Raw genomic sequence first — 24115 nt, 5'->3', positions numbered from 1 at the left:
TGCGAAACTATCAGATTCTTTTTTTATACGGATTTCAAGCGGATTAATTATGTATTAAATTTATGTTTTCTGAGTGATTAATTATTACACATATTTTGACCGTTAATATAATTCTCTAAATCAAAATCTTTGTTCTGGAAATCCAAAAATATTTTATAGTCAACCTTAAATGATCCGCGTAGCGCAAACCCGCTAATTCTAAGCTTATTTTCGACTTTCATTTTGGATATATAATTAATCTCTTCCCAGACATCTTTAAATTTTTCTGTATTTCCAATTCTGCTGATTTGCAAAATAGGTTGAGCCTGACTGAAAATTTTACCTCTAATTAGTAGAAAAATATGTTTTCTGAAGAAGATAACATCGGCTTTATTTATCTGATAGCCGCGGAAGGTTTTATTATGTGATACATCAATATCTATCTTTACGTTTTCAATACACAAAAATTCTTTTCCTATTAAGAATTTTAAAAGTTGTTTGTGTTTTTCCTTATAATAAAAATGCGTTCCCACATTTCCTATCGCCAAAAAACAGAAAAGCACTACGATAGCAAAATACAGTTCCATAGTTTAGCAAAAATAAAAAAGCGGAACCTGAAAATCAAGCTCCGCGTCGTATTGTTTCGTTAAAAATTACTTCCCTAAATAAGATTTTAAGATCTTACTTCTGGTGTTGTGCTTCAATCTCTTGATCGCTTTTTCTTTGATCTGACGAACTCTCTCTCTTGTAAGGTCGAAAGTTTCCCCGATTTCTTCTAAAGTCATCGGATGTTTTCCGTTCAGTCCGAAGTATAATCTTACCAAATCTGCCTCTCTCGGAGTTAAAGTATTCAATGCTCTTTCGATCTCAATTTGAAGAGATTCAAGCATCAAATCTTTATCCGGACTTGGAGATTCTCCTGAACGCAATACGTCATAAAGATTAGAATCTTCACCTTCTACCAAAGGTGCATCCATTGACAGGTGTCTTCCGGAGTTTTTCATCGATTCTTTGATATCTTCCTCGCTCATGTCAAGAACTTCAGCCAATTCTTCCGGAGAAGGTGGTCTTTCGTTTTCCTGCTCAAGGTGAGCGTAAGCTTTGTTGATTTTATTGATGGAACCGATCTTGTTTAACGGCAATCTTACAATTCTCGACTGTTCTGCCAAAGCCTGTAAGATCGACTGACGAATCCACCAAACCGCGTAAGAGATGAATTTGAAACCTCTAGTTTCATCATACCTTTTTGCCGCCTTCATGAGTCCTAAGTTACCTTCATTAATTAAATCGGGTAAAGAAAGACCTTGATTTTGATACTGTTTAGAAACCGATACCACGAAACGAAGGTTGGCTTTAATTAATTTTTCCAGTGCTGCTCTGTCGCCTGCACGGATTCTCTGTGCCAAATCTACCTCTTCGTCCGCAGTAATTAGTTCAACCTTACCAATTTCCTGCAAATACTTGTCTAATGAAGCAGTTTCCCTGTTGGTTACCTGCTTAGTGATTTTTAATTGTCTCATCTATTTTATCCTCAAAAAAGAGTTTCTATTATATTATACGTATGAAACAGCAAAAAGGTTACAATGGTTACAAAATATTTTCATTTATTTAAACTCAGTTTGAAAAAATAGTTGTAAATTATAGCTCTCACTTCACAGAACAGCGATTTTAGGGCTTTTAGAGGTTCAATAATTTTTTAAAACTTTTTACATAAAAGTTTTTCGAACTCGAAATGTATGCTCAAATCTTACCAAGAAACAAATCTTTCAACATACTTTTCTAGATGTTTTCAGCTTGACAAATATTGTGAATGTTTGTTATTTAAACTCAGTTCGGGATGAGAGATAAATTTGAATAATTGATTTACTGTATCCTATTGATTTATCGCAAAGAAAAACAAAAGATTTTTTTATTTATTGAAAGTTTGTAAGCTAAACAAAGCCACTTCGTTTATTTAAAAAATGCAAAAATGGTATTACTTTGATAAGTTTTACGCCTTTGTATATCTTAAAAGCTGAATTCCTGATAATTGAATCTATTTGTTTAATCTTGCGTTTAAGAAGACTTATCCCGAACTCAGATTATTTAAAATAAAAAAGCGAAACCGAAGTTCCGCTCTATTATTTAAAGGTGAAAAAAATTGACTTTTAAAATCCACCGTTGACAATTTCACTTTAAAAAAGGTCATTCAGCAATTTCGCCAGTCTCAATCCTCCGTACAAAAGCTGTCTTTCCATTGTATCGTTAAATTTATACTGATAATCGTAAGACAGTTTAGAATCATTCGGTGTCTGTGCGTAGATTCTGTTGGCAATTTTGTGAGAATCGTACAGCCAGTCTTCTAAAGTTCCGGTCTGGATCTGCTTTACTTCGTCATCAGACTTGATGTCCAGTAATTTTGCATATTCTGTGTAGCTGTATTTCTGAGAATCTACCAGTTTTCCGTCCCAGACAGAGTGTAAGTTGGATTTTTCTCCGAAATATGTCACATTAATTTTGTTTCCTCCCAAATCTTCCGCTCTTCCTACGTGTAAAGGCTGCGAAAGATCTCCCATCATATGGATCAGGAAAATTAAAGCGATTTTTCTGTCTTTCTCAGATGTTTTTTCGTCTTTGATCTGGCTTGATAACGTTTTGATCTGCGTGTATAAACTTGGTCCCGCCTGAGCTTTCAATTTTTCTTCAAACACTTTAAAATCTGTTTGCGGATCGATGTTTACATAATGCCACGCTGAAGTTTCCTTCCAGACTCCTGTAGTATCAGATTTAATGAAATCCGGCCAGTTTGCCCAGTACGCAAGACGTTCTCTCCCCATCATTTTTCTGATCTCTCTTTTTGCCTTTCCGGAAAGGTGATTTTCTGCGATCTCTGCAATAATTCTGTGTCCCGTTAATCCCCACGCATAAGAATAAAGCGAAGATGCGATGAATGCTAAAACCAGCATTTTAGAATAAATACTTTTCATTGTAAAATAACATTTTCAGGGGGCAAAGATACGGTTAATTTAAGGTTCAGGTTAAGCTTGAGGATAAGGATTTTAAAAATTAACGTAATCTTAAACATAATCCAATATAATTTTCATATTTCTAAAGTCTATTTTTGAATTATTATTTTCAGTTATTTTGAGTTTCTGATTTATTTTATTCTTTTAAATTCTGAAAATTTAGTATATTTAGTATGAATTTAGTGGAAGAATATTTTTTCAATAATTCGAGATATACTATTTTTACAAGCCAAATCACAGGAAAAACCATGTATGAGAATAATATTGTAGACATGCAATACAATAAGCTGCAGACCGATTTTAAAGCGGAAGCTGTAGCCGTTAACCTTTTAAAATACCACAGAGCGGTAAGCAATATTTTTATCGACAGGATCGGGATTAATGACCGTGCTTATTTAAAGGATATTAAAAGTATTTCGAGCGATTATCTGGGTTTTGACGAAGAAGTTTTTACCATAGAAACGTATAGAGAAGGAATTTACGATTATCTTCCCGAAGGACTTTTCCATCCGCCTTCTTTGGGAGCTTCCCGAAAAAATGTAGATACCGTCGTCCGCGAAATCCGCAAACAGAAAAAAGTGGAAGAGGATGCCCGAAAATTTTTCAAGCCTTTTGAGCTGGAAATATTTTTTACGGAGATCAGTGCTTTACTGAAAGAATTTGATTTTGACATTTCCAGCGATACAGATACTCTTCTGGAAACGGTGAGTGAGCTTTGGCCTTTGATTAATCAGTTGGACAAGAAAAACGCCTGTATTTTTATTTATATTCTTCCGTTTTTTCATCAGATCAGAGGAAATAAATCATGGTTTGAACGATGTATGACCGCATTTTTACAGATTCCTGTAAAAGTAACTTTTGCCCCGAATGTTATTGACGGAGTGGAAGAGGAAGACGATTCTATGCTGCTGGGAAATTCCAGATTGGGAGTTACTTATATTCCGAGTGGAAAACATATGGACGGGCAAAGGAACTGGGTAATAAACATTGGACCAATTCCTTACACCGAAATGAAAAAATATATCGACGGAAGTCCGTTCCGGAAAGTTTTGCAGGCGATGTACGATTATTTTCTGCCTGTAAGTGTGGATGTGGAAGAAAATTTTATCACAGAAAAAAAGGATTATTCTTTTGCACTGGAAGATGATAATAGAAATGCAAACCGGCTCGGTTATTCTACCTTTCTGTGAATTTTTTTAACTATATTTACAATCACCAAGAAAAATATTAATTCGAAAAAAGACAAATGGAAATTTCTTCAGTAAAAGGAATCTTTTTAAGGTATATTCTTATGCCTTTATTTGCGGTTATTATGATGGTCATTTTAGGAATCATCAGAAAAAACAAACCCGCAATTAAGATCAAAACCATTATCATCTATGTTCTGCTGTGCAGTTTATGCCTTGCGATTCCGGGAATTTTCGGGTTTGCAGGAAATTTATTCAATCCTTACTGGTATTTAATTGCCCAGATCATTTACCTTATTTTAGGAATTATTCATGTTAATTTATCAGATCGGTATTTCAAAAAACATTTCAGTTCTACCACAAAAAGTATTTTGTTTGAATCGATTCTGTCTTTAACGTGTATCGGATTCGGAGGGTATCTTTTTTACCTGATTTTCGGCTGGATGAGTCGCGGAACCGGTTATCCGATTATGGCAGCAACGAGTATTTTCATATTTATTGTTCCTCTTGTTTTTCATTACTGTTATGTCCAGTTAATCAGCATTCCGGTGGATATTTATAAAACCTGGAGGTATTCTCCGGAGCAGAAACTTCCGGATTTTGAAGGAGCGGATTTCGACAGATTAATGGTTTTGAATGTAGAATTAAGCAAAAACCTTGAGGATTCCAACAGATTCAGAATCAAAGCAAAAACTTTACCTACCGGAATTACTTTCGGAGACTGGTTTTACAGAGTTGTGGACGATTATAACCACAAAAATCCCAATTCCGTTATTCATCTTACGGATGAAACCAGAGAATCCTATTACTGGATTTTTTATACCAAAAAATCGTTCTTCAGCTTCAGAAAATACATCGATTTCGATCAGGATATTACAGAAAACAGAATTTCTGAAAACGATGTCGTGATCTGCAAAAGAGTGATCCAGCATGAAGAGGAAGGCGTAAGAAAACCACAGCAAAACACCATCTAAAATATTGAATATGATACAGCCTATAAAGCATTTTGCCATTAATTGGGTTGACGGGATGAAGGTTTCCCAGAGACATCTTAATGATCAGGATAATTTTTTAATCGATACCATCCGAGATTCTAATTCTTTGGGAATCACGACCTATAATTACGGACTTTTACCGATCTCGAATAATTTTACCGACCGAACTATTTTTGATGTTCATAATACTGCAACCAATGATGTTCAGTTGGTTATCAAACATTGCAGCGCAGTCACCATGGCGGGTTACAGAATTGAACTGAACGACAGGAGAGTGAGCGTAAAATCTCTGGCAAAATCCATGCATGAGGAACAGGCAGACGGAGAATATTACATCCTGATTTCGGTGAATCCTTTTGATAAAGTTCCTTTCGGAGATATCGATCCGGAGGAAATTCCGCCCCGTCATCCGAATGCACAATCGAATCACCATATCGAACTGCTTCCCGTAACATCCCTGAACAGCAGCTATTCCGGAGGAAATTATCTGATCATCGGAAAAGTAGATTTAAAAGGGAATATTGCGCAGGTGGATTCTAATTTTATTCCGCCATGCACATCAATTCAGAGTCATCCTGCGTTGCTTGGTTATTACAACAATTTCGCAAAATCTATTGGGAATTTACAGCAGTATGCTTTTAAAATTATTCAGAAAGCTTCTCATAAAAATCAGAATACGGCATTGGCACAAAATGTAAAATTCCTGTGCAATACCATGATCGATACTTTCGGAGATATGTATTTTCAGTTCAGAAATATTACGCCTTATCAGCCGCCAGTATTTTTAATTGAATCTTTTGCAAAACTTGCACTCCGACTGTATAATGCAACACAGGTTCTGGTTCCTGCAGAATTGGAAGAAATGCTGAATTACAGCTTGGAATGGAGTGAAATTGCTCCTCATACCTTGCTTAATCAGCTATCAATAGTTGCCGAAACCAATTACGATCATCATAATTGCGGAGAACCGTTCCTTTATATTCAGCAGATGCTGCGAAGTCTCGAAACGATCTTTGCCAAACTGAGTGAACTGGATTATATTGGTCAGAGAAAAGAAAATATTATTGTTAACGAGCAGGAAGTTTCCAATAATAATAACCCGAAAAGAGGGTGGAGTGTGCTGGATTAGTACCGAAACATATTTAAAAATATAAATCCCGAGACTAAAAATTCGGGATTTTTTGTGTAAAATTGTTAGACGTTAATTTATTTGGAAATCAGATTATTGAAAATGATTATTCTTTCGTCAGAATTAAAAAGTAATAAAAAATGAATACAGCTAAAATAAGAGAAGATATAAGAGGTCTTTCGGACGGAAAAATTTTCATGAATAATGCAGGATCTTCGTTAATGCCTTCAATCGTCGTGGATTCAATGATTGATTATTTAAAGCAGGAAGAACAATTCGGAGGATATGAAGTTGCCAACAGAAATGCTGAATTATTAGAAGAATTTTATGATGAAACTGCAAAACTGATTAACTGTAAACCTTCCAATATAGCCTTTGCAACAAGCGCGACAGAAGCATTTGCAAAAGCATTATCGAGCATTGTTTTTAAAGAAAATGATGTCATTATCACAACGGTTGATGATTATATTTCCAATCAGATCACCTTTATTTCGCTTCAGAAAAAAATAAATATCAAAATCATCAGAACCAGAAATCTTCCCGACAATGAGCTTGATCTGGAAGATCTCGAAAATCTGATCAGAAAATATGCCCCGAAACTGATTGCCGTTACGCATATTCCGACAAATTCCGGACTGATTCAGAATGTTGAAGGAGTAGGCAAAATCTGTAAAAGATATAATATTTTGTATTTGGTTGATGCCTGTCAGTCGGTCGGTCAAATGGTGGTTGATGTCGAAAAAATCGGCTGCGATTTTCTGACGGCAACAGGAAGGAAATTTTTGCGCGGACCGAGAGGAACAGGGTTTTTATATGTTTCGGATAAAGTTCTGGAACAGAATTATGCGCCATTGCTGTTGGATATGAGAGGAGCGAACTGGACAGAATACAATGATTATGAATTGTTTAAAACAGCCAAAAGATTTGAGCACTGGGAAATTTCCTATGCTTCTTTATTAGGAGTTAAACACGCCATACAATATGCCAACAATATCGGATTGGATAACATTGCAGAGTACAATAAGATTTTATCTGAAAAATTACGAAACAGCCTCAAAGACAGCGGCTTTAAAGTTTGGGATTGGGGAAATCATCTGAGCAGCATTGTTACATTTTCCGGTCCGGATGGAGATTTGGAAAATATTCAGAAGGTTTTGAAAGATAATAATGTTTTTTTCTCGGTAACGTATAAGAATTCAGCGTTAATTGATTTTACAAATAAAAAAATCAACGGAATTGTGAGATTATCACCTCATTATTTCAATACTTTGGAGGAGATTGAACGGGTTTCTGAAATACTGAAAAATAGTTTAAAATAATAACCTCAGTTCGTGATAAGAAATAAATTTAAATGATTGATTTATGTATTATATTAGTTTATCGCAAAGAAAGACAAAAGATTTTTTTACTTATTAAAAGTTTGTAAGGTAAACAAAGGCACTTCGTTTATTTAAAAAAACAAAAATGAAATGGTATTACTTTGATAAGTTTTACGCCTTTGTATATCTTAAAAGCTGATTCCTGATAATTGAATCTCTTTGTTTAACCTTGCGTTTAAGAAGATTTATCCTGAACTCAGGTAAAATATATTTATCTTCTTCGAAAAGCTTAGAGAAACACTTAAAATCATCAAAATGAACTTGTCAAAACATTTGTTTACTGACGAAAAAATTATTTCTTCACCAATATTTTTTCCGTTGCTTTTTTGCTTAAAACTTCCTGTTTTCCTTCGATTTCGATGGTTAAGGATCTATCAAAACTTTCAATTTTAATAATTTTGATTTTTTTATTCAGGAGTAAATTTCTTTCGGTGAGATAATTTAAAAAAGCATCATCCGAAAGTGTAACCGATGCAAAAACAACCGTTTCTCCAACTTCGCAGTTGCTTAGCTTTTGCAGATCCTGCGCAATAATATTTCCATCTTTATCGGGAATGGGTTCTCCGTGAGGATCGAATTTCGGGTAATCCAGAATTTCATCCATTTTGTCAAAGAAAACAGTAGAGTGGACGTGTTCCAGTTGTTCCGCGATCTCATGAACATTTTCCCAGCCAAAATTCATTTTTTTCACCAGAAACATTTCTGTAAGGCGGTGTTTTCTTACGACCAAAGAAGCTTCACGACGACCTTTATCTGTGACAATCAAGGGTTTGTAAGTTTCGTAAATTACCCAGCTTTTGTCTGCAAATTTCTTCATCATGTTGTTAACGCTTGGCATTTTTACGTTCAGAAATTTGCTCAGTTCGTTAATCGTCACTTTTCCCTCATGGTCTACCAGATGAAACAAAGCTTTCAGATAATTCTCTTCTGTTAATGTATTTTTCAAAATGTTAGATGATATTCTGTACAAATCTAACAAAATAATATGAATAAATTAGGCACTTTCGGCGAACTTTTTTAATTTTACTCTATGAAATTTTCATTCAAAAACGACTATTCAGAAGGTTGTCATCCCAATATTTTAAAAGCTCTTACAGAGCATAATCTCGATCAGCAAGCCGGTTACGGAGAAGACCTGTATTCTTTAGAAGCAAAAGCACTGATAAAAGAAAAAATCGCCGGTCCGGATTCTGAGATCTATTTTGTTTCGGGCGGAACGCAGGCAAATCTTATCGTTATTTCTTCGGTTTTAAGACCTTATCAATGTGCCGTTTCTGCATCGACAGGACATATTCTTAACAATGAGACCGGAGCAATTGAAGCAACGGGACATAAAATTCTGAGCATTGAAAAAGCAGACGGAAAATTAACTCCGGAAGACATTATTCCGGTTCTTGAGAATCATAGAAACGTTCCGCATCAGGTAATGCCAAAGATGGTTTATATCTCGAATTCTACGGAATTGGGAACGATTTATACCTTAAAAGAATTGGAAGAACTTTCTACATTCTGTAAAGAAAAAGGTCTTTATCTTTTTATGGACGGCGCAAGAATGGGACATGGTTTAACCTCCGAAATCAGCGATCTTACGCTGGAAAAAGTGGCAGAACTAACTGACATTTTTTATATCGGAGGAACCAAAAACGGAGCTTTAATCGGGGAAGCCATCGTAATCAATAACAGGGAGTTGCAACAGGATTTTGCCTTTAATATCAAACAGAAAGGAGCATTACTTGCCAAAGGAAGACTTTTGGGAATTCAGTTTCTGGAACTGATGAAAAATGATCTGTACTTTGATCTGGCAAAACAGGCCAATTCGCAGGCGATGAAGATGAAAAATGCAATGAAAGAAAGGGGAGTACAGTTTTTATCCGACACGTATACCAATCAGATTTTCCCGATTCTGAGCCATGATTTAATTGAAAAATTATCCGAAAAGTTTGAATTTTATGTCTGGAAGAAAATCGATGAGCATTTTTCTGCTGTCCGACTCATAACTTCCTGGAATACAAATGATGAAGCCGTAAACAGTTTTATTGAAATTATTAACAAAGAATTATAAAAAAAATGCAACCGATTTTGGTTGCATTTATATTTTACTGTCTTTTATTGTAGAGCCTTTGTAACCGTATTGCAATCAGCCGTTTTAAGGTTTCTTCCGCCTTCATATTTTATCTTTTTCTCGTTGGCATATTTTGTTCCGGTTTCGGCATCACGTTCGCCGATTCCTTCCATTAAGCCGTCTTTGGTCTGTATAAAATAGATGTCATTTTTATTTCCTGAAACCCCTTCAGAAGCAAATTCATAGGTCAACTTAAGCGTATCTCCCGATTTGATGCCGCTTAAAGTTCCTTTATTGCTGTCTTTTTCGCTGTTTTTGGTTGCCATTTTTCCGGTGATGGTTCCCAGATTATCATCAATACTTACAAAAACGGTATCTTTTCCGGTAACTCCCATGTAACAAAATGATTTTGCACCCAGTGTATCCGTAACTTTTTCTGTTGTCGCAGCAGTATCCGCAGAGACTTCATTTGCAGCCGGAGCTTCCGGTTTTTTGTTGCAGTTAAACAATACAACGGATAATGAACTTAATAAAAGTAATTTTTTCATAACCTTATTATTTATAGTCAAATTTTTTCGATCTTACTAAAATACTAATTTATGATGACAATTAAATTTTGTTGAGATAATGATTTATTGTTAAATTTTGTATAAAAGTCTGTTTAAACTTTTATTTAACCGCAAAAGTCAGAAAAGATCTACTAAATTTTTATTTAAGCTGATCATTATAAATGAAAAAGCTCACAATAGTTTTTAAAAATCTTTGATTTTTATTCTTTTGAGTACTTTGATTATTCTGGAAATTCGCTTTAACATGATCTTTTGTCCCTTTTGCGGTTAATTCTGAAATTAGTTTAAACAAGTTTTAAATTAAAAATATACAGTTTGATGAAATATAAACTAATCATTTAAACCTTTTCCGTTAAGAATTTCAGGGATATACTTTTCAATTCTGGATATTCTGGTTTTTGACTGTTTCGCTGAAGAAAAATAGAGTAGATACGCACGCTGTCTTCCGGGAGTTAACGCTTCAAAAGCTTTCTTAAGTTCCGGATTCTCATTTAGTTTTTGAGCAAATTCTTCCGGTATGTTGAATTCATGTGTTTTTTTCATTTCAACTTTCGCTCCGGATTCTTCAATTTCCACCGCTTCAAATATGTAATCGCTTAAAACATTCTCTAAATCAATGATCTGTTGTAGGTTTGTAAAACGAATCTGTCTTGTTGCCTGTATATTTTCTGTCTGCCGAATTAAAATATTTTCAGGATCCTTCATCAAAGCGCCTTTGAAAAAGAGGAGTGCGCAATATTCTTTAAAACCATGAATCAGGAATATATTTTTCCCTTCGTATGTATAACACGGACAGCCCCATTTTAAATCTTCTGTAAGCTCAGTTTTCAATGCAATTGTTCTTAATTTTTCAAATTCTGTCTGCCATTGTCCGGTTTTATTAAAAAAGAAATCAACTTTTGGATTCATAATATTTTCATTTACAACTGATTGAAATTATTTTCGGTTTAAGGTAAAATCAAATTTATTCATTTTTCGTATTGCCACTTAAAATTTATAGAAATTATTTCATAAATATTTTAAGCTAAATAATTACAGCAGTTTTAGATTGAATTAAAGCTGCATATTAATGCAGACAAATTATATAAAATGTAAAATTAATCATAAGATAGAAGCGAAGCTTTTTTAAACGCATATATGGTCTTATAAATTAAATGAATAGCATAGGTAGAGCTTTGTTTTAAAGGGCTTTAAAACGCATAAATGACTATGGATAAAGATTTAGCAGAATTTAAAAGAACGACATAAATACTCTATTCAGTATAAACAAAAAATCCTATAATTTATATTATGTTAAATAGAGTGTATTTTAAGAATTCTCTCAAATTGAAAACCAGAATATTTTCATGACCAAAATTCTTTCAGATGATCCTGTTTAATCTTGTTTTAAAACTTTCCTTTTAGTTTTAATGAATTTATTTATCTGCTATTAATCAAACGTTACTTTTCTGCTTCGAAAATTTTCAAGCATTTTAATTTTATGAATGATTACCGACTCTATCAAAATATTTTTCAAGGAACTTATCCACAACTGCCCTAAAACTTAGGATTCTCCGGCAAACATTCGTATTTTTACGTTTTAATTTTTTATATGTCGATTTTTTCAGAAAATATCAGACTTTTACGCGCCAAATTAGGAAAAACCCAACGCGAATTGTCTCAAAAAATACAGATTACAGCTTCCAGATACAGTTCTTATGAAAACGGAAAATCTAAACCTCCGGTTGATGTCTTAATTAAAATTTCGAGAATTTTTAATGTCAGTATTGATCTTTTGTTGTCGGTAGATTTAACAAAACATGCGCTTGAAGATATGCTGAAACTTCCTGATAACCGTATTGTTCTGCCTGTAATGGTAGATCAGAACGGCGACGAAAGCATTGAAATTGTCTCTCAGAAAGCTTCTATGGGTTATTTAACGGGTTACAGCGATCCGGATTATATTGAAAGCCTTCAGAGAATTTCTCTTCCTTTTCTGAAAAACGGAAAATTCCGTGCATTTCCTGCGGATGGAGATTCTATGCCGCCCTTTAAGAACGGCTCATACATCATCGGAAAATATATGGAAGGCCTTAATGATCTGAAATCCGGTAACACCTACGTTTTCATTACTTTAAATGACGGTATTACTTACAAACGTCTGAAATCTAAAAATGAAAATTCTTTAACGGTTGCCGCAGATAATACATTTTATGAGCCTTACGAAATTCCTTTAAATGAGGTAGTTGAAGTGTGGCAATATGCAACAGGAATTTTTCCTGAGGATTTTTAAGGAAAACAAACTCAATCAATTTATTTATTCTCTTGATTGAGTTTCTATACTACTCCATTTTTTGAAATTTTCAAATGATTTTCGTAGAATATTATGTTAAATTACTCTACGGAAATTATTTTCTATTTTCTGATCAGAATAATTGGTTTTTTTACAAATTATAATCCATATTTCTATATCATAAAAAACACCACCCTTTTACAAGAGTGGCATATACCTAATTTTAAAGCAGAATTTAAATATATAAAAGAATGAATAAAACTTTTAGTGATAAATATTTCCTAAATTCTATAAATGATAAAGTTTTGTATTTTATACATCACTAAAGTATGAATAATTTTAATAGTATAAAAGATTTTGATGATATTTTTATCATAAATTTTTATGGATGTATTTTTCCTAAATAAAATAATTTATTTTCTATTGATTTATTAATTCATTTGATTGATATTCAAATGTTTATTTTTAAAATTTCTACATTCTGAAATACTCGTCAGACTGATAAGAAATTGCCGGAATTATTTCTTTTCTACAATAATTCATTAATTTTTATTCAATATTTGGTGATTTGTAATGATTCTATTTCCCCAAAAAGGTTGTCAGAATTCCATTCTGAATTGTTTTAGAATAATTTTTTAGACATAAAAAAACTTCCCGTTTCAGGAAGTTGATCTGTAAGAAAAACAATAACTATTCTTTATAATTGCTTTTTCCTTTGAATTCATGATAAGAATCTTTGATGTGTTTAAGCTGCTCCGAAACAATTTCCCTGCTTTTTTCGCTCAGTTTTCCGGTGTCAATTGCGTTCTGATAAGTATCAATCGCTGCTTTTTCGCCAAAAATTACATTTTCAATCGTAGATTCTTCCGTATTTCCAATGGTAAAAGAGTTTTTGATATCAATCCAAGTTCTGTGGAGCGTTCCGGCAACAGACGGTGAATCATTCGCTTCACCACCATTTTCGGTGATGAGATCTATGAGTTCATTTTTCATAACTTTCGAAAGAGAATTCATTCTTGCGTATTCCGGTTTTACGTCGGGATAGCTTTCCCATATTTTACCTTCCACTTTTGCAAAACCTTTTATTCTGTCATTCGTAATGTGGACAAGATCATTCAAAAGATCGATTTCCTCCTGATTTTTCATATTATTTTATTATTGGTGTGCTGAAAGATGTACAAGAATTATACCTTATAGATTCTGCAATAATTCAGTTTTAATTAAAATACGACCTCATAAAACAAAATTATATTGTTGTATTTTTGTTTTAAATCTTAAACGATTAAATTATTACACTTCAATGAACACCCAAAATCACAACATTAAAGCCGTCTTTTTCGATATAGACGGAACATTATTAAGCTTTAAAACAGGAAAAGTTCCCGATTCTACCCAAAATGCTCTTCAAAAGTTAAGAGAAAAAGGAATAAAAGTTATTATCGCAACAGGAAGATCCATCAATTCCTTGCATCATATCGATCATCTGAAGTTTGATGGTTTCATCACTTTTAACGGATCGTATTGTGTTACAGCCTCAAACAAGCTTATTTCCAGACATACCATAGATCCTTCCGACATTGAAAGTCTGATTCATTATGCCAAAAATTTTCCGCTGAGTTATTCCTTGATGTATGAAGATAAAGTAGAAATAAACGATGAAACCCCAGAATTAGTGGGAATGTACGCTCACATCAACGTTCCAGTTCCACCGATTCATGATAAAGAAAATATTGATATTGAAAATGTAATTCAGGCAAATATTTTTCTGAATCCGGAAACCGAAGCCGAATTTATGAAAAAAGTAATGCCCAAAAGTTTATCTTCGAGATGGACTCCCCTTTTTGCCGATGTAAATCCCGGAGGAATAAGCAAACAGACAGGAATCGAAAATTTCTGTAAATATTTTGATATCGACGTTTCAGAAACGATGTCTTTCGGAGACGGAGGAAATGATATTTCTATGTTAAAATTTACAAAAATCGGCATCGCCATGGGAAATGCGAATGACAGCGTAAAAGAAGCTGCAGATTACGTAACCGAAGATGTTGACAATCATGGAATTGAAAAAGCATTAATTTATTTCGGTCTGCTGGATTAAATTCCGTTTACACGCTAATTTTTATGTAAAAAAATTCACTTTTCATAATTTGTGGTATATATTTTTAAGCTGTTTTTAAGAAAAAGGCATAATATGTGTATTTACCTTATCAAATCACTTAAAAATTTTAGTTATGAGAAGTTTATTATGGTTAGTCGCAGTCATTTGTATTGTGGTATGGCTTTTAGGAATGTTAGGAATCGTTCCGGGAATGAGTACAGGATATTTAGTTCACGTATTGCTGGTTATTGCCATCATTGTGGTACTGTATAATCTGATATCCGGTCGAAAGCCTCTCGATTAGACCGTCGTATAAAAGAAATAAAAGCCGGAAACGGGAATTTTCATATTCCTGATTCCGGCTTTTTTTATTTTGAATGAATAATTTTTACCTTAGAATTATTCATAATTTTTTTAAATATTACTTAGAAGCCGGCTTTGAAGCAGTTCCTGTAGCTCCCAGTTTAGACTTTACTGTAGGAGTAATATCTTCTCCTCCATCCATATAAGCAACCTGGCTGTTTCCTTGGGAAGGCGCAATATCAAAAACATAAGCCAATCCTTTTTCCTTCGCAACTGTCGCGATCATAGAACTTACTTTCTTCTGAATCGGCGTGAAAAGTTCTGTCTGTTTTTTAGAAATTTCCTGTGCCGCTTTTGTTCTTGAAGTTTCAATATCTTTACCTAAGGTCTGCAATTCTGTCTGAGCCGCTGTTAATTCTTTAATTACAGTCTCTTTGTTTGCCTCACTTATCGTTTTTTCTTTATCCTGAGCCGCTTTTAATTTTGTCTGATAAGAAGTGATCATCTTTTCAATCTCACCCTGCTTTGCTTTGGTGAAAGTATCTAATGAACCTTCTGCTGTTTTAGCTTCCGGAAGATTGGTAAAAATATCATCCGAATTTACATGCCCGATTTTTTGCTGCGCGCTTACCATGTTAGACGTAAGGAAAAGTCCTGCCGCTATAGAAAATGTTGTGATAAACTTTTTCATCTTTATTTAAATTTTTATTTTTCGTTTTTTAAAATTCAGCAAATATAATAAATATAACTATATTGGTAGTGATATTTAAAATAAAGTTACATGAATTTCCATCATTGTAAATAACAAAACCTCCCGAAAAGAGAGGTTTTTTAATGATAAATGGATGAAAGTTGTATTAATTTGGGATTTGCGCTTTTTCGTAAATTAATCCTTCCGATTGCAGCTCTTTCCAGAAATCAGACGGAATTTTTTCATGCAGAGCTTTTACATTATCTTCCACCTGTTCCGGTTTGCTCGCTCCGGGAATGATGGATGCAAATTCGTCGGCTGCCAAAACAAACTGCAATGCGGCGCGGGTAATGTTGGTATTGTATCTTTTAGCAATTTCATCAATCTTTTCACGCTTTTCTTTCATTCCTTTTGGGATCACATCCTTATAATTGTAACGATCTCGTCCATTGATAAATCCAGAATTATAACCTGCGCCAGAAACCAGCTTCACTCCGGCTTTTCTTACTGCGGGAAGCAATCGGTCGACTGCATCTTCATGTTCCAGAATAGAATATTGCGTTGCCGAAAGACAAATATCCGGATCTGCGGAATCCAGACAGTCTAAAATAGGCTCAATTTTATTCACGCCCATTCCCCATGCTTTAATAACGCCCTGATCTCTCAGTTCTGATAAAACTTTAAACGCTCCTTCTCTCGCCTGCTTCAAAAAATACGGATAGCGGTCTCCTACCTGATCTTCAGACAAATCATGCACGTAAACAATATCTATATGGTTCAGACGTGTTCTTTCAAGACTTTCTTCAATAGATCTTTTAATGGCATCTGCTGTATAATTATGTTCAAAATCATAATGTAAAGGAGCCTTCCACATCGTTGGAGGAACTTCGTCTTTGGAAACTTCCACAAATAAACGCCCGACTTTGGTAGACAGTACAAACTCATCTCTGTTCTGCCCATGAAGAAAATTCCCGAATCGTCTTTCGCTTTTTGTTAGTCCGTACCATGGCGATGTATCATAATATCTTATGCCGAGATCCCATGCTTTCTGTAAAACTTCATAGGATTCGCCGTCTGTTAATTTATCAAAGGCTGTTCCGATGGCTACTCCACCTAATCCGAGTCTGTGTTTTTCATTTAAAACATCTGCTTTCATATGGTAATATTTAAAATTTGGTTGCTATAAAGGATACAAACATCGTGCAGATAATTTTTAATCATAAATCTTTATGTCTAAATAATTGAAACCGCCTATTTGGCTTTATTATTGAATAAAATACGGTAACATTTTCAATCGCACATACATATGAAAAAACACATCGTAATCGTAGGAGGAGGTTTTGCAGGAGTTAATCTTATAAAATCTTTGGTTAATGACAAAAGATTCAGAATTACTTTAGTGGATAAAAACAACTATCATTTTTTTCCACCGTTAATTTATCAGGTTGCCACATCGTTTATTGAGGCCTCAAACATCAGTTATCCCTTCAGAAAGCTGCTTTCCAATTATAAGAACGTAAATTTCCATATGGGAAGTCTTGTGAATGTGGATCATGAAAAAAATATTCTTGAAACCGATACAGGAAATCTGAATTATGATTATCTGGTTCTTGCTTTGGGAACGGAATCTAATTTCTTCGGAATGGAAAATGTAAAGAAATGTTCTATCCCCATGAAAACCATTGACGAAGCACTTTATCTAAGAAATTATATGCTTTTAACCCTTGAAGAAGCGGCAAGAAATAAAAATAGTAAAGAAGCACAGAAACTCCAGAATATTGTAATAGCAGGAGGCGGACCAACCGGAGTAGAACTTGCGGGAATGATTGCGGAAATGGGAAGCTACATCGCAGAAAAAGAATATCCTGAAATTAAATTCTCACTCTCGAATATTTATTTAATTGATGCACTGCCTACTTTACTTTCGCCGATGAGCAAAATGGCTCAGGAAGCCGCTTATGATAAGCTTACAAAACTGGGCGTAAAAATTATTTTAAATACAGCCGTAAAAGATTATGTGGACGGAAAAGTAATTTTAGGAGACGGAAAAACCATTGAAACAGAAACCCTGATCTGGACTTCCGGCGTTATCGGCAGAGAAGTTCCGGGAATTCCGGAAGAAAGCATAGGTAAAGGACGCAGAATTTTGGTCGATGCTTACAATAAAGTTCAGGGAACAAAAAATATTTATGCTTTAGGAGATATTTCGTTACAGTTTTCGGATGAAAATTTCCCGAAAGGACATCCGCAATTGGCTCAGGTTGCCATTCAGCATGCCAAAAATTTAGGTAAGAATTTTAAAAGAATTGAAGAGGAAAAAGTTCAGATTCCTTTTAAGTATAACGATAAAGGAAGCATGGCAATCATCTCAAAATTCAATGCGGTTGTAGATCTTCCCAATTTTTCCTACAAAGGATTTACGGCTTGGTTAACGTGGCTTTTTATTCACATTATCCCGCTGATAAGTTTTGGAAGTAAAGTACGATTGGCATTCAACTGGTTAAGATTATTCATTACCAATAATCCGTCTATCCGTCTTATTTTGAGACCTAAAAAAGAAAATGCTTTTCACACGGAATTTTAAATTTCATGATTTATTTCATAACTTTACAAAACTGTAGCAATTCGGTTACAGTTTAAAATTCCCAAAAGTGAATATTCATAATAAGAAAAAGTTTCTGAGCTTCCTGAAGTTCAAGAGAGACTTTCAGAAGTATGGACTTGAAAAAGCGCGCAGCTACGAACTCATCTTACATTGGCTAAACAACAGACTCAGCAGGAACCAGTTTTTGGTTTTGTCGGGGATTATTGTGGGCTGTTCAGCCGGTTTGGCAGGTGTAATTCTTAAAACTCTGGTTCACAATATTCATCATTTTATCACAACAAAGGTTCATTTTGAATATCAGGTTCTTTTCTATATTATTTTTCCGTTTTTGGGGATTGTTTTAACGACGAGTATTGTTTTAACGATATTTAAAGGACAGGACAGAAAAGGAATCGGCGCAATTTTATATGAAATTGCACAAAATTCCAGTATTGTTTCTTCCGTTAAAATGTATTCGCAAATTGTACAGAGTGCCGTTACAGTAGGACTCGGTGGTTCTGCGGGACTTGAAAGTCCGATTGCAGTAACGGGAGCAGCCATCGGTTCCAATTTTGCACAGACGTACCGCCTCAGTTACAAAGAAAGAACCCTTCTTTTGGCTGCAGGAGCAACTGCCGGAATTGCATCCGCTTTTAATGCCCCGATTGCCGGAATTATGTTCGCTTTTGAAATTCTTTTAACGGGAGTTGTGTTCACAGACTTTATTCCTTTGGTTGTAGCGGCGGTTTGCGGAAGTTTACTCTCCAGAATTCTCCTGCAGGAAGATATTCTTTTCAGATTCTATACCCGGGAAGCTTTTAATTATAAAAATCTTCCTTACTATCTTATTCTGGGAATTGTTACAGGTCTGTACGCAAGATATTTTGTGGTGATCTCCCAAAAAGTTGAGCATTTCATCAAAGGACTAAATATGTCTCGCCTTAGAAAAGCAATGTTTGGCGGAGCTGTTTTGTCTTTGCTTTGCGTACTTTTTCCGCCATTATTCGGAGAAGGTTATGATACAGTAAAAGCTTTTACCAACGGAAATACCCACAACATTATCCAGAACAGCTTTTTCAGATATTTTGAAATAAAAGATTTCACGATTATTATTTTCTTAATTCTGGTTTTGCTGCTGAAAGCTTTTGCCACTTCTTTCACTATTTTCAGTGGCGGAAACGGCGGTAATTTTGCTCCTTCTCTTTTTGCGGGAGGAACAGTCGGGTATCTTTTTGCAGTTGTCTGTCAGCAGATCGGTTTTACGGAAGTTCCTGTCACCAACCTTGTATTGGTAGGAATGGCTGGAGCAATGAGTGGTGTGATGTATGCTCCTCTAACGGCTATTTTCCTTATTGCGGAATCCAGTTTTGGCTATGATCTTTTTATTCCGCTGATGATTGTTTCCATTATTTCTTATCTCATTGCCAAATGGTTCTCTCCTATTTCTCCGGAGCTGAAGTCTTTAGCCGATCAGGGAAAGATTTTCACCAACAAGCATGATAAAAATATCCTTTTTTCTTTAAAAACAGAAGAATTTATCGACAAGTATTCTCAGGCGATTGATGAAAATGCTCCTGTAAATGAATTGTTTGAACTGGTAAAAAACGTTAATAAAAATATTTTTGCGGTAGTAAATGAAGATAAAATTTTAAGAGGAATTTTAACGCTGGATGACATCAGACCTTATCTGTTTACGAGTGATGAAGTTTCTGCCACAATTATTCAGATCATGAAAGCCCCACCTGCGATTATTCATCCGGAAGATCAGCCTTTGGAAATACTGCAGACTTTTGATGATACCGGAGTCTGGAATTTACCTGTGGTGGATTCTGCCAATAAATTTATCGGATTTATATCGAAGTCAACGATATTAATGAGCTACCGACAGCTTTTAAAAGAATATTCTGAATAATTTTTTCAGTTGATTAAATTTTATCCTTTTTTATCCAACAAAAAAGACCGGCAAAACGCCGGTCTTCATATTTTAAAATTGTTTTTACTGTTAAATTTCTCCCATTACATACATATTTTCCATAGTAGGAACGGGACTTCCACCCTCTTTTTCCAGTGTAATGGCAAAAGCCTGAGCATTTGGAATGTTGGCAAGCGCAATTTTGCTGTCTTTTTCTTCCGTATACATCCCTGCATCTACAGGTTTCCCATCTGCAATAGCCCAAAGCTGATACTGCATTCCTTCCGGAGCTTTTGGTAAACTTTCCGCATCAAGATATACATCTTTGGTTTTAGTATCCCAGAAAACCATTGCTTTGGAATCGTTATGTTTTTCTACGCCTTTCAGTTTCACCATTTTCATATCAGGATTGGAAACCATTTCCATTTTCTGATTTAGTCTCTGCATTGCAAGATTCTGAGCGTTTTTCTCAGTCTCCATTTTTGCAATCGCTTCTTTAGTTTCTTTCTGGCTGTTCATCCAGAAAATATTTCCGCCAACGCTTACCAGAAGCAATACCGATGCTGCAACGGTATACACTTTCCAGTTGTTATTTCCCTGAATTCTTATTTCTTCCTGTGGTTTTGCCGCAGGAATATCCGCAGAAAATACAGGCTTTTCCTCTTCAGCATTCTGTTCCTGCTGAATTTTGTTCCAAATCTTCGATTTTAAATCTGCCGGAGGTGCTACCGCTTGTGCTGTTGCAAGATCTTCCAGTGTTTTCTGTGCCTCTTCAAAAGCAGCTTTTACTTCCGCATTGTTTTTCATCACACACTCCAAAATTCCCGCCTCTTCTGGAGAAGCAAGACCTAGAATATAAGATTCTAAAATTCCGGATGATATGTATTCTTTAGTGTTCAATTTATTGATAATCTTTTAGCAAATCTTTAAGTTTCATAAGTGCATTCCTCATTTTAGTTTTAACCGTTCCCAGCGGTATCTTCAGCTTTTCGGATATTTCGTTTTGTGTATATCCCTGATAATACGCGAGATCGATAAGTTCCTTTTTGTCTTTCTCCAGACTTTCAAGCACACTGGCAAAACCGATATAATCGGAAGAATCATTAGTCGTTGAAAGCTCTGTAGAATCATATACGAAATCTGGAAGCGATTGGTTTTTTAACTGGTTCTGAAATCCTTTTGATTTTAAATAATCGATCGCTGTATTCCTTGCAATATTAATCATCCAGGTATAAAATCTACCTTTAGAAACATCATATTGATGGATAGAATTCCATATTTTAACAAAAACGTCCTGAATAATCTCTTCTGTATATTCTTTGGACTGAACAATTCGAAGAATCACCCCGTACAATGCACCGGAATAGTGATCATACAGATGATGAAAACCTGTTTCGTTTTTTTCCTTTAGTAAAACGATTAGCTGCTCTTCAGAATATTTTGTTTTAATAGTAAATTATTTTACCCATCAAAAGTAACAATAATATTAATGATAACCAAATTTTAAAAACTCTTTTAAATCTTTATTAAAACAGAGTATATATTAACAGATTGTGAACAATATTCATCTATTTCAAAACAAATATAAAATTTAATAACCTGTTTTTCAATTACTTGTGATTTTTATTCAAATTTTTAAATCCAAAATAAAACCGAGTTCGTAAATGATTTTAACAACAGACAAATCGAATAATTTATCATTAAAAATTAAAAAAAATGAATACTAGATCAAAAATCGCAGTTTTAGGAATGGTAGCTTTATCATTCGCTTTCAGTGGAAACGCTACAGCACAGACAATGAAGGAAAAAACAGTAATGGTAGGAGGAGCTCCAATGTATCCGTCTAAAAACATTATTGAGAACGCAGTAAATTCTAAAGATCACAAAACACTGGTAGCTGCTGTAAAAGCTGCAGGTCTTGTAGAAACGTTACAGGGAGCAGGTCCGTTTACTGTTTTTGCACCAACAGATGCAGCATTTGCTAAACTTCCGAAAGGAACAGTAGAAAATCTTGTGAAGCCTGAAAATAAAGAAATGCTTACAAAAATTCTTACGTATCATGTTTTACCGGGAAAATATAGCTCTAAACAGGTTTGGGCAGCAGTAAAAGCCGGAAACGGAAAAGCAATGATGAAAACAGTGGAAGGTGAAGAACTTACTTTCTGGGCAAAAGGTAAAAATCTTTATGTAAGAGATGCTAAAGGAAACGATGCAAAAGTAACTATTGCAGACGTTAACCAGTCTAACGGTGTAATTCATGTTATAGATACGGTGTTAATGCCATAATAATTTTTAAGTGTGAGAAACAGCATAATATTTATGCTGTTTTCTTTCAACTTTGTCCAAAACACATTAAAATATATAAACCTCTACACTAAAAAATAATATTATGAAAAAAACTATTAATGTGTCTAACCAGGGAGTAACTCTGGATACAGGCAGAAGAAATTTTTTGAAACTGAGCGGTGTAGGTCTTGCTCTTGCAGGTCTTACCATGATCGGTTGTGATGACGATAATTTCGATATGGTTGAAAATAACGTTTTCGACCTTGGAAAAGGTGACGTTGGTGTATTGAACTATGCTTATGCACTTGAACAACTGGAAGCAGATTTCTATACCAAAGTGGTTAATAATTTCTATTCCGGAATCTCAAATGCTGAAAAACAGCTTTTTACAGATCTTTATCATCATGAAGTAATCCACAGAGACTTCTTTAAGGCAGCAATCAGCGGAGCAACATCCAATGTACTGCCTACTCTGGAGTTTCAGTACCCGAATGTAAATTTTAACGACAGAAACTCTGTATTGGCTACTGCAAAAGCATTGGAAGATACAGGAGTTGCAGCGTACAACGGAGCAGGAAAATACATTACCAATGCAGATTATCTGGTAATTGCAGGTAAGATTGTTTCCGTGGAGGCAAGACATGCTTCAGCAATCAGAAACCTTATCAACCCCGGAACCGCGGCTTTCTCAGGAGATGACGTGATTGATGCCAATGGATTGGATCTTGCAAAAGAACCAAAAGATGTCGTATCGGCAGCAGGAGGATTTTTCAAAACACCTTTCACTTGGAAAGAACAGGGAATCGGTTAATTATTCACTTCAAAAAATTACATTATGAATATTCTTAAATTACTAGATAAGCTTTCTGATGATAAATTCTTCACTACAGAAACATCAAGATTAGAAACACTTACCAATATTTCATCTTTCGGGAAAAAAGCGGCTATTGCTGCAGTTCCTTTTGGATTAGGAGCTTTAATGACGACTCCTGCAAAAGCTGAAACCACAGATACTACAAAAAATGCAACATTCTTTAAAAGTGCTTTAACGGATGCATTACAACTGGCTTTGGTTCTGGAATATCTTGAAAACGAATACTATGCATTAGGATTGGCGGCTTCGTCTTTGATTCCGAGTGCAGACAAAGTGGTATTTATGCAGATTGCAAAACATGAATCTGCACACGTAACGTTTTTGAAAAATACTTTAACTTCTTTAGGAGTAACTCCGGGCGCTAAACCGACCTTCGATTTTACGGCGAACGGTAATTTTTCACCTTTTACAGATTACAATCAGTTCCTTGTTTTAGCTCAGGCATTTGAAGATACCGGAGTAAGAGCATACAAAGGACAGGCAGGAAATGTAATGTCTAATAAAACAGTTCTTCAGGCTGCATTGCAGATTCACTCTGTAGAAGCAAGACACGCTTCACAGGTAAGAAGAATGAGAGCCAACAAAGGATGGATAGAATTGGCAGACGGAGGAAATATGCCTTCTGCAACCAATCCTGTTTACGCCGGAGAAGGCAATACAAATCAGGCTGGCTTTAATACCGCAACAGCTTTTGGAGCTGCTGCAGGTTCTGCTGCCTATGACGAGATTTTAAGTGGAAGTGATGCCCAGGCAATTGCATCATTATTCATTGTCTGAGGGGTTTTTACCT

The 24115-nt window shown here is 34.9% G+C and carries 24 protein-coding genes; 13 read left to right on the top strand and 11 right to left on the bottom strand.

The window, feature by feature from the left end; all coding sequences use genetic code 11:
• Nucleotides 1-77 precede the first annotated feature (77 nt).
• From B0E34_RS13575 to B0E34_RS13565, 3 genes are all read right to left on the bottom strand, one after another.
• Complete coding sequence (locus tag B0E34_RS13575; protein WP_087710229.1) at nt 78-566, bottom strand: hypothetical protein; 489 nt, start codon at nt 564-566, stop codon at nt 78-80.
• Nucleotides 567-632: 66 nt separating this feature from the next.
• Nucleotides 633-1499 carry a sigma-70 family RNA polymerase sigma factor gene (locus B0E34_RS13570; RefSeq protein WP_027385416.1) on the bottom strand — a complete coding sequence of 289 codons (867 nt, stop codon included), beginning with the start codon at nt 1497-1499 and terminating at the stop codon, nt 633-635.
• Nucleotides 1500-2153: 654 nt separating this feature from the next.
• Entirely contained in the window at nt 2154-2945 is a 792-nt protein-coding gene (locus tag B0E34_RS13565; protein WP_087710227.1) for a S1/P1 nuclease, read from the bottom strand.
• Nucleotides 2946-3157: 212 nt separating this feature from the next.
• Here B0E34_RS13565 and B0E34_RS13560 point away from each other — a divergent pair, with 212 nt between their 5' ends.
• The 4 genes from B0E34_RS13560 to B0E34_RS13545 all read left to right on the top strand — a co-directional run bounded on the left by B0E34_RS13560 (nt 3158) and on the right by B0E34_RS13545 (nt 7614).
• Complete coding sequence (locus B0E34_RS13560; protein WP_228423081.1) at nt 3158-4174, top strand: type VI secretion system baseplate subunit TssG; 1017 nt, start codon at nt 3158-3160, stop codon at nt 4172-4174.
• 56 nt (nt 4175-4230) lie between these two features.
• Nucleotides 4231-5145, top strand: a complete 915-nt coding sequence (locus B0E34_RS13555; RefSeq protein WP_087710225.1) for a TssN family type VI secretion system protein — start codon at nt 4231-4233, stop codon at nt 5143-5145.
• A 10-nt stretch (nt 5146-5155) separates the two neighbouring features.
• Nucleotides 5156-6295 carry a hypothetical protein gene (locus B0E34_RS13550; protein WP_087710223.1) on the top strand — a complete coding sequence of 380 codons (1140 nt, stop codon included), beginning with the start codon at nt 5156-5158 and terminating at the stop codon, nt 6293-6295.
• 140 nt (nt 6296-6435) lie between these two features.
• Nucleotides 6436-7614 carry an aminotransferase class V-fold PLP-dependent enzyme gene (locus B0E34_RS13545; RefSeq protein WP_087710221.1) on the top strand — a complete coding sequence of 393 codons (1179 nt, stop codon included), beginning with the start codon at nt 6436-6438 and terminating at the stop codon, nt 7612-7614.
• 352 nt (nt 7615-7966) lie between these two features.
• Here the strand turns inward: B0E34_RS13545 and B0E34_RS13540 are convergent, their stop codons facing one another.
• Nucleotides 7967-8620 carry a metal-dependent transcriptional regulator gene (locus B0E34_RS13540; protein WP_087710219.1) on the bottom strand — a complete coding sequence of 218 codons (654 nt, stop codon included), beginning with the start codon at nt 8618-8620 and terminating at the stop codon, nt 7967-7969.
• Between the two features lie 84 nt (nt 8621-8704).
• Between B0E34_RS13540 and B0E34_RS13535 the strand changes: the two genes are divergently transcribed.
• Nucleotides 8705-9736, top strand: coding sequence for a threonine aldolase family protein (locus B0E34_RS13535; protein WP_087710217.1), 1032 nt, complete (start codon nt 8705-8707; stop codon nt 9734-9736).
• 44 nt (nt 9737-9780) lie between these two features.
• Here the strand turns inward: B0E34_RS13535 and B0E34_RS13530 are convergent, their stop codons facing one another.
• Both B0E34_RS13530 and B0E34_RS13525 read right to left on the bottom strand, forming a co-directional pair.
• Nucleotides 9781-10284: a hypothetical protein gene (locus B0E34_RS13530; protein WP_087710215.1), complete on the bottom strand. Its 504-nt coding sequence runs from the start codon at nt 10282-10284 to the stop codon at nt 9781-9783.
• Nucleotides 10285-10635: 351 nt separating this feature from the next.
• Nucleotides 10636-11214 carry a YdeI/OmpD-associated family protein gene (locus B0E34_RS13525; RefSeq protein WP_087710213.1) on the bottom strand — a complete coding sequence of 193 codons (579 nt, stop codon included), beginning with the start codon at nt 11212-11214 and terminating at the stop codon, nt 10636-10638.
• A 682-nt stretch (nt 11215-11896) separates the two neighbouring features.
• On the opposite strand from B0E34_RS13525, the gene B0E34_RS13520 reads away from it, so the two are divergent.
• On the top strand, nt 11897-12577 hold the full coding sequence (locus B0E34_RS13520) for an XRE family transcriptional regulator (protein ID WP_076390194.1): 681 nt from the start codon (nt 11897-11899) through the stop codon (nt 12575-12577).
• A gap of 690 nt (nt 12578-13267) precedes the next feature.
• Here B0E34_RS13520 and B0E34_RS13515 read toward each other — a convergent pair.
• Nucleotides 13268-13723 (bottom strand): PA2169 family four-helix-bundle protein, encoded by a 456-nt coding sequence (locus tag B0E34_RS13515; protein WP_087710211.1) that lies wholly within the window; start codon nt 13721-13723, stop codon nt 13268-13270.
• A gap of 154 nt (nt 13724-13877) precedes the next feature.
• Here B0E34_RS13515 and B0E34_RS13510 point away from each other — a divergent pair, with 154 nt between their 5' ends.
• Both B0E34_RS13510 and B0E34_RS21035 read left to right on the top strand, forming a co-directional pair.
• Complete coding sequence (locus B0E34_RS13510; RefSeq protein ID WP_087710210.1) at nt 13878-14675, top strand: Cof-type HAD-IIB family hydrolase; 798 nt, start codon at nt 13878-13880, stop codon at nt 14673-14675.
• A gap of 133 nt (nt 14676-14808) precedes the next feature.
• Nucleotides 14809-14979 (top strand): lmo0937 family membrane protein, encoded by a 171-nt coding sequence (locus tag B0E34_RS21035; protein ID WP_106408105.1) that lies wholly within the window; start codon nt 14809-14811, stop codon nt 14977-14979.
• A 117-nt stretch (nt 14980-15096) separates the two neighbouring features.
• Here B0E34_RS21035 and B0E34_RS13505 read toward each other — a convergent pair whose 3' ends face one another.
• On the bottom strand, nt 15097-15669 hold the full coding sequence (locus B0E34_RS13505) for an OmpH/Skp family outer membrane protein (protein ID WP_087710208.1): 573 nt from the start codon (nt 15667-15669) through the stop codon (nt 15097-15099).
• A 166-nt stretch (nt 15670-15835) separates the two neighbouring features.
• On the bottom strand, nt 15836-16825 hold the full coding sequence (locus B0E34_RS13500; RefSeq protein ID WP_087710206.1) for an aldo/keto reductase: 990 nt from the start codon (nt 16823-16825) through the stop codon (nt 15836-15838).
• Between the two features lie 150 nt (nt 16826-16975).
• On the opposite strand from B0E34_RS13500, the gene B0E34_RS13495 reads away from it, so the two are divergent.
• Together B0E34_RS13495 and B0E34_RS13490 are read left to right on the top strand one after the other, a co-directional pair.
• Nucleotides 16976-18253, top strand: coding sequence for an NAD(P)/FAD-dependent oxidoreductase (locus B0E34_RS13495; protein WP_087710204.1), 1278 nt, complete (start codon nt 16976-16978; stop codon nt 18251-18253).
• Between the two features lie 67 nt (nt 18254-18320).
• Complete coding sequence (locus B0E34_RS13490) at nt 18321-20165, top strand: chloride channel protein (protein ID WP_087710202.1); 1845 nt, start codon at nt 18321-18323, stop codon at nt 20163-20165.
• Between the two features lie 90 nt (nt 20166-20255).
• Here the strand turns inward: B0E34_RS13490 and B0E34_RS13485 are convergent, their stop codons facing one another.
• Nucleotides 20256-21065 carry an anti-sigma factor gene (locus B0E34_RS13485; protein ID WP_087710200.1) on the bottom strand — a complete coding sequence of 270 codons (810 nt, stop codon included), beginning with the start codon at nt 21063-21065 and terminating at the stop codon, nt 20256-20258.
• A gap of 1 nt (nt 21066) precedes the next feature.
• Nucleotides 21067-21543 (bottom strand): RNA polymerase sigma factor, encoded by a 477-nt coding sequence (locus B0E34_RS13480; protein WP_087710199.1) that lies wholly within the window; start codon nt 21541-21543, stop codon nt 21067-21069.
• A gap of 338 nt (nt 21544-21881) precedes the next feature.
• Between B0E34_RS13480 and B0E34_RS13475 the strand changes: the two genes are divergently transcribed.
• From B0E34_RS13475 to B0E34_RS13465, 3 genes are all read left to right on the top strand, one after another.
• Nucleotides 21882-22451: a fasciclin domain-containing protein gene (locus B0E34_RS13475; RefSeq protein ID WP_087710197.1), complete on the top strand. Its 570-nt coding sequence runs from the start codon at nt 21882-21884 to the stop codon at nt 22449-22451.
• A 103-nt stretch (nt 22452-22554) separates the two neighbouring features.
• A complete protein-coding gene (locus B0E34_RS13470; RefSeq protein WP_087710195.1) occupies nt 22555-23262 on the top strand; it encodes a ferritin-like domain-containing protein in 708 nt (235 codons plus the stop codon).
• 24 nt (nt 23263-23286) lie between these two features.
• Nucleotides 23287-24102 carry a ferritin-like domain-containing protein gene (locus B0E34_RS13465; protein ID WP_087710193.1) on the top strand — a complete coding sequence of 272 codons (816 nt, stop codon included), beginning with the start codon at nt 23287-23289 and terminating at the stop codon, nt 24100-24102.
• Nucleotides 24103-24115: the final 13 nt, after the last annotated feature.

It is taken from the genome of Chryseobacterium mucoviscidosis (genome assembly GCF_002177115.1).
Classification (GTDB): Bacteria; Bacteroidota; Bacteroidia; order Flavobacteriales; family Weeksellaceae; genus Chryseobacterium; species Chryseobacterium mucoviscidosis.
This window is presented reverse-complemented; position numbering and strand designations above follow the sequence as displayed.

Bases quoted from the DNA above. Each gene is read 5' to 3' on its own strand.
- B0E34_RS13575 (WP_087710229.1), bottom strand. From the start codon at position 566: ATGGAACTGTATTTTGCTATCGTAGTGCTTTTCTGTTTTTTGGCGATA.
- B0E34_RS13570 (WP_027385416.1), bottom strand. From the start codon at position 1,499: ATGAGACAATTAAAAATCACTAAGCAGGTAACCAACAGGGAAACTGCT.
- B0E34_RS13565 (WP_087710227.1), bottom strand. From the start codon at position 2,945: ATGAAAAGTATTTATTCTAAAATGCTGGTTTTAGCATTCATCGCATCT.
- B0E34_RS13560 (WP_228423081.1), top strand. From the start codon at position 3,158: ATGAATTTAGTGGAAGAATATTTTTTCAATAATTCGAGATATACTATT.
- B0E34_RS13555 (WP_087710225.1), top strand. From the start codon at position 4,231: ATGGAAATTTCTTCAGTAAAAGGAATCTTTTTAAGGTATATTCTTATG.
- B0E34_RS13550 (WP_087710223.1), top strand. From the start codon at position 5,156: ATGATACAGCCTATAAAGCATTTTGCCATTAATTGGGTTGACGGGATG.
- B0E34_RS13545 (WP_087710221.1), top strand. From the start codon at position 6,436: ATGAATACAGCTAAAATAAGAGAAGATATAAGAGGTCTTTCGGACGGA.
- B0E34_RS13535 (WP_087710217.1), top strand. From the start codon at position 8,705: ATGAAATTTTCATTCAAAAACGACTATTCAGAAGGTTGTCATCCCAAT.
- B0E34_RS13530 (WP_087710215.1), bottom strand. From the start codon at position 10,284: ATGAAAAAATTACTTTTATTAAGTTCATTATCCGTTGTATTGTTTAAC.
- B0E34_RS13525 (WP_087710213.1), bottom strand. From the start codon at position 11,214: ATGAATCCAAAAGTTGATTTCTTTTTTAATAAAACCGGACAATGGCAG.
- B0E34_RS13520 (WP_076390194.1), top strand. From the start codon at position 11,897: ATGTCGATTTTTTCAGAAAATATCAGACTTTTACGCGCCAAATTAGGA.
- B0E34_RS13515 (WP_087710211.1), bottom strand. From the start codon at position 13,723: ATGAAAAATCAGGAGGAAATCGATCTTTTGAATGATCTTGTCCACATT.
- B0E34_RS13510 (WP_087710210.1), top strand. From the start codon at position 13,878: ATGAACACCCAAAATCACAACATTAAAGCCGTCTTTTTCGATATAGAC.
- B0E34_RS21035 (WP_106408105.1), top strand. From the start codon at position 14,809: ATGAGAAGTTTATTATGGTTAGTCGCAGTCATTTGTATTGTGGTATGG.
- B0E34_RS13505 (WP_087710208.1), bottom strand. From the start codon at position 15,669: ATGAAAAAGTTTATCACAACATTTTCTATAGCGGCAGGACTTTTCCTT.
- B0E34_RS13500 (WP_087710206.1), bottom strand. From the start codon at position 16,825: ATGAAAGCAGATGTTTTAAATGAAAAACACAGACTCGGATTAGGTGGA.
- B0E34_RS13495 (WP_087710204.1), top strand. From the start codon at position 16,976: ATGAAAAAACACATCGTAATCGTAGGAGGAGGTTTTGCAGGAGTTAAT.
- B0E34_RS13475 (WP_087710197.1), top strand. From the start codon at position 21,882: ATGAATACTAGATCAAAAATCGCAGTTTTAGGAATGGTAGCTTTATCA.
- B0E34_RS13470 (WP_087710195.1), top strand. From the start codon at position 22,555: ATGAAAAAAACTATTAATGTGTCTAACCAGGGAGTAACTCTGGATACA.
- B0E34_RS13465 (WP_087710193.1), top strand. From the start codon at position 23,287: ATGAATATTCTTAAATTACTAGATAAGCTTTCTGATGATAAATTCTTC.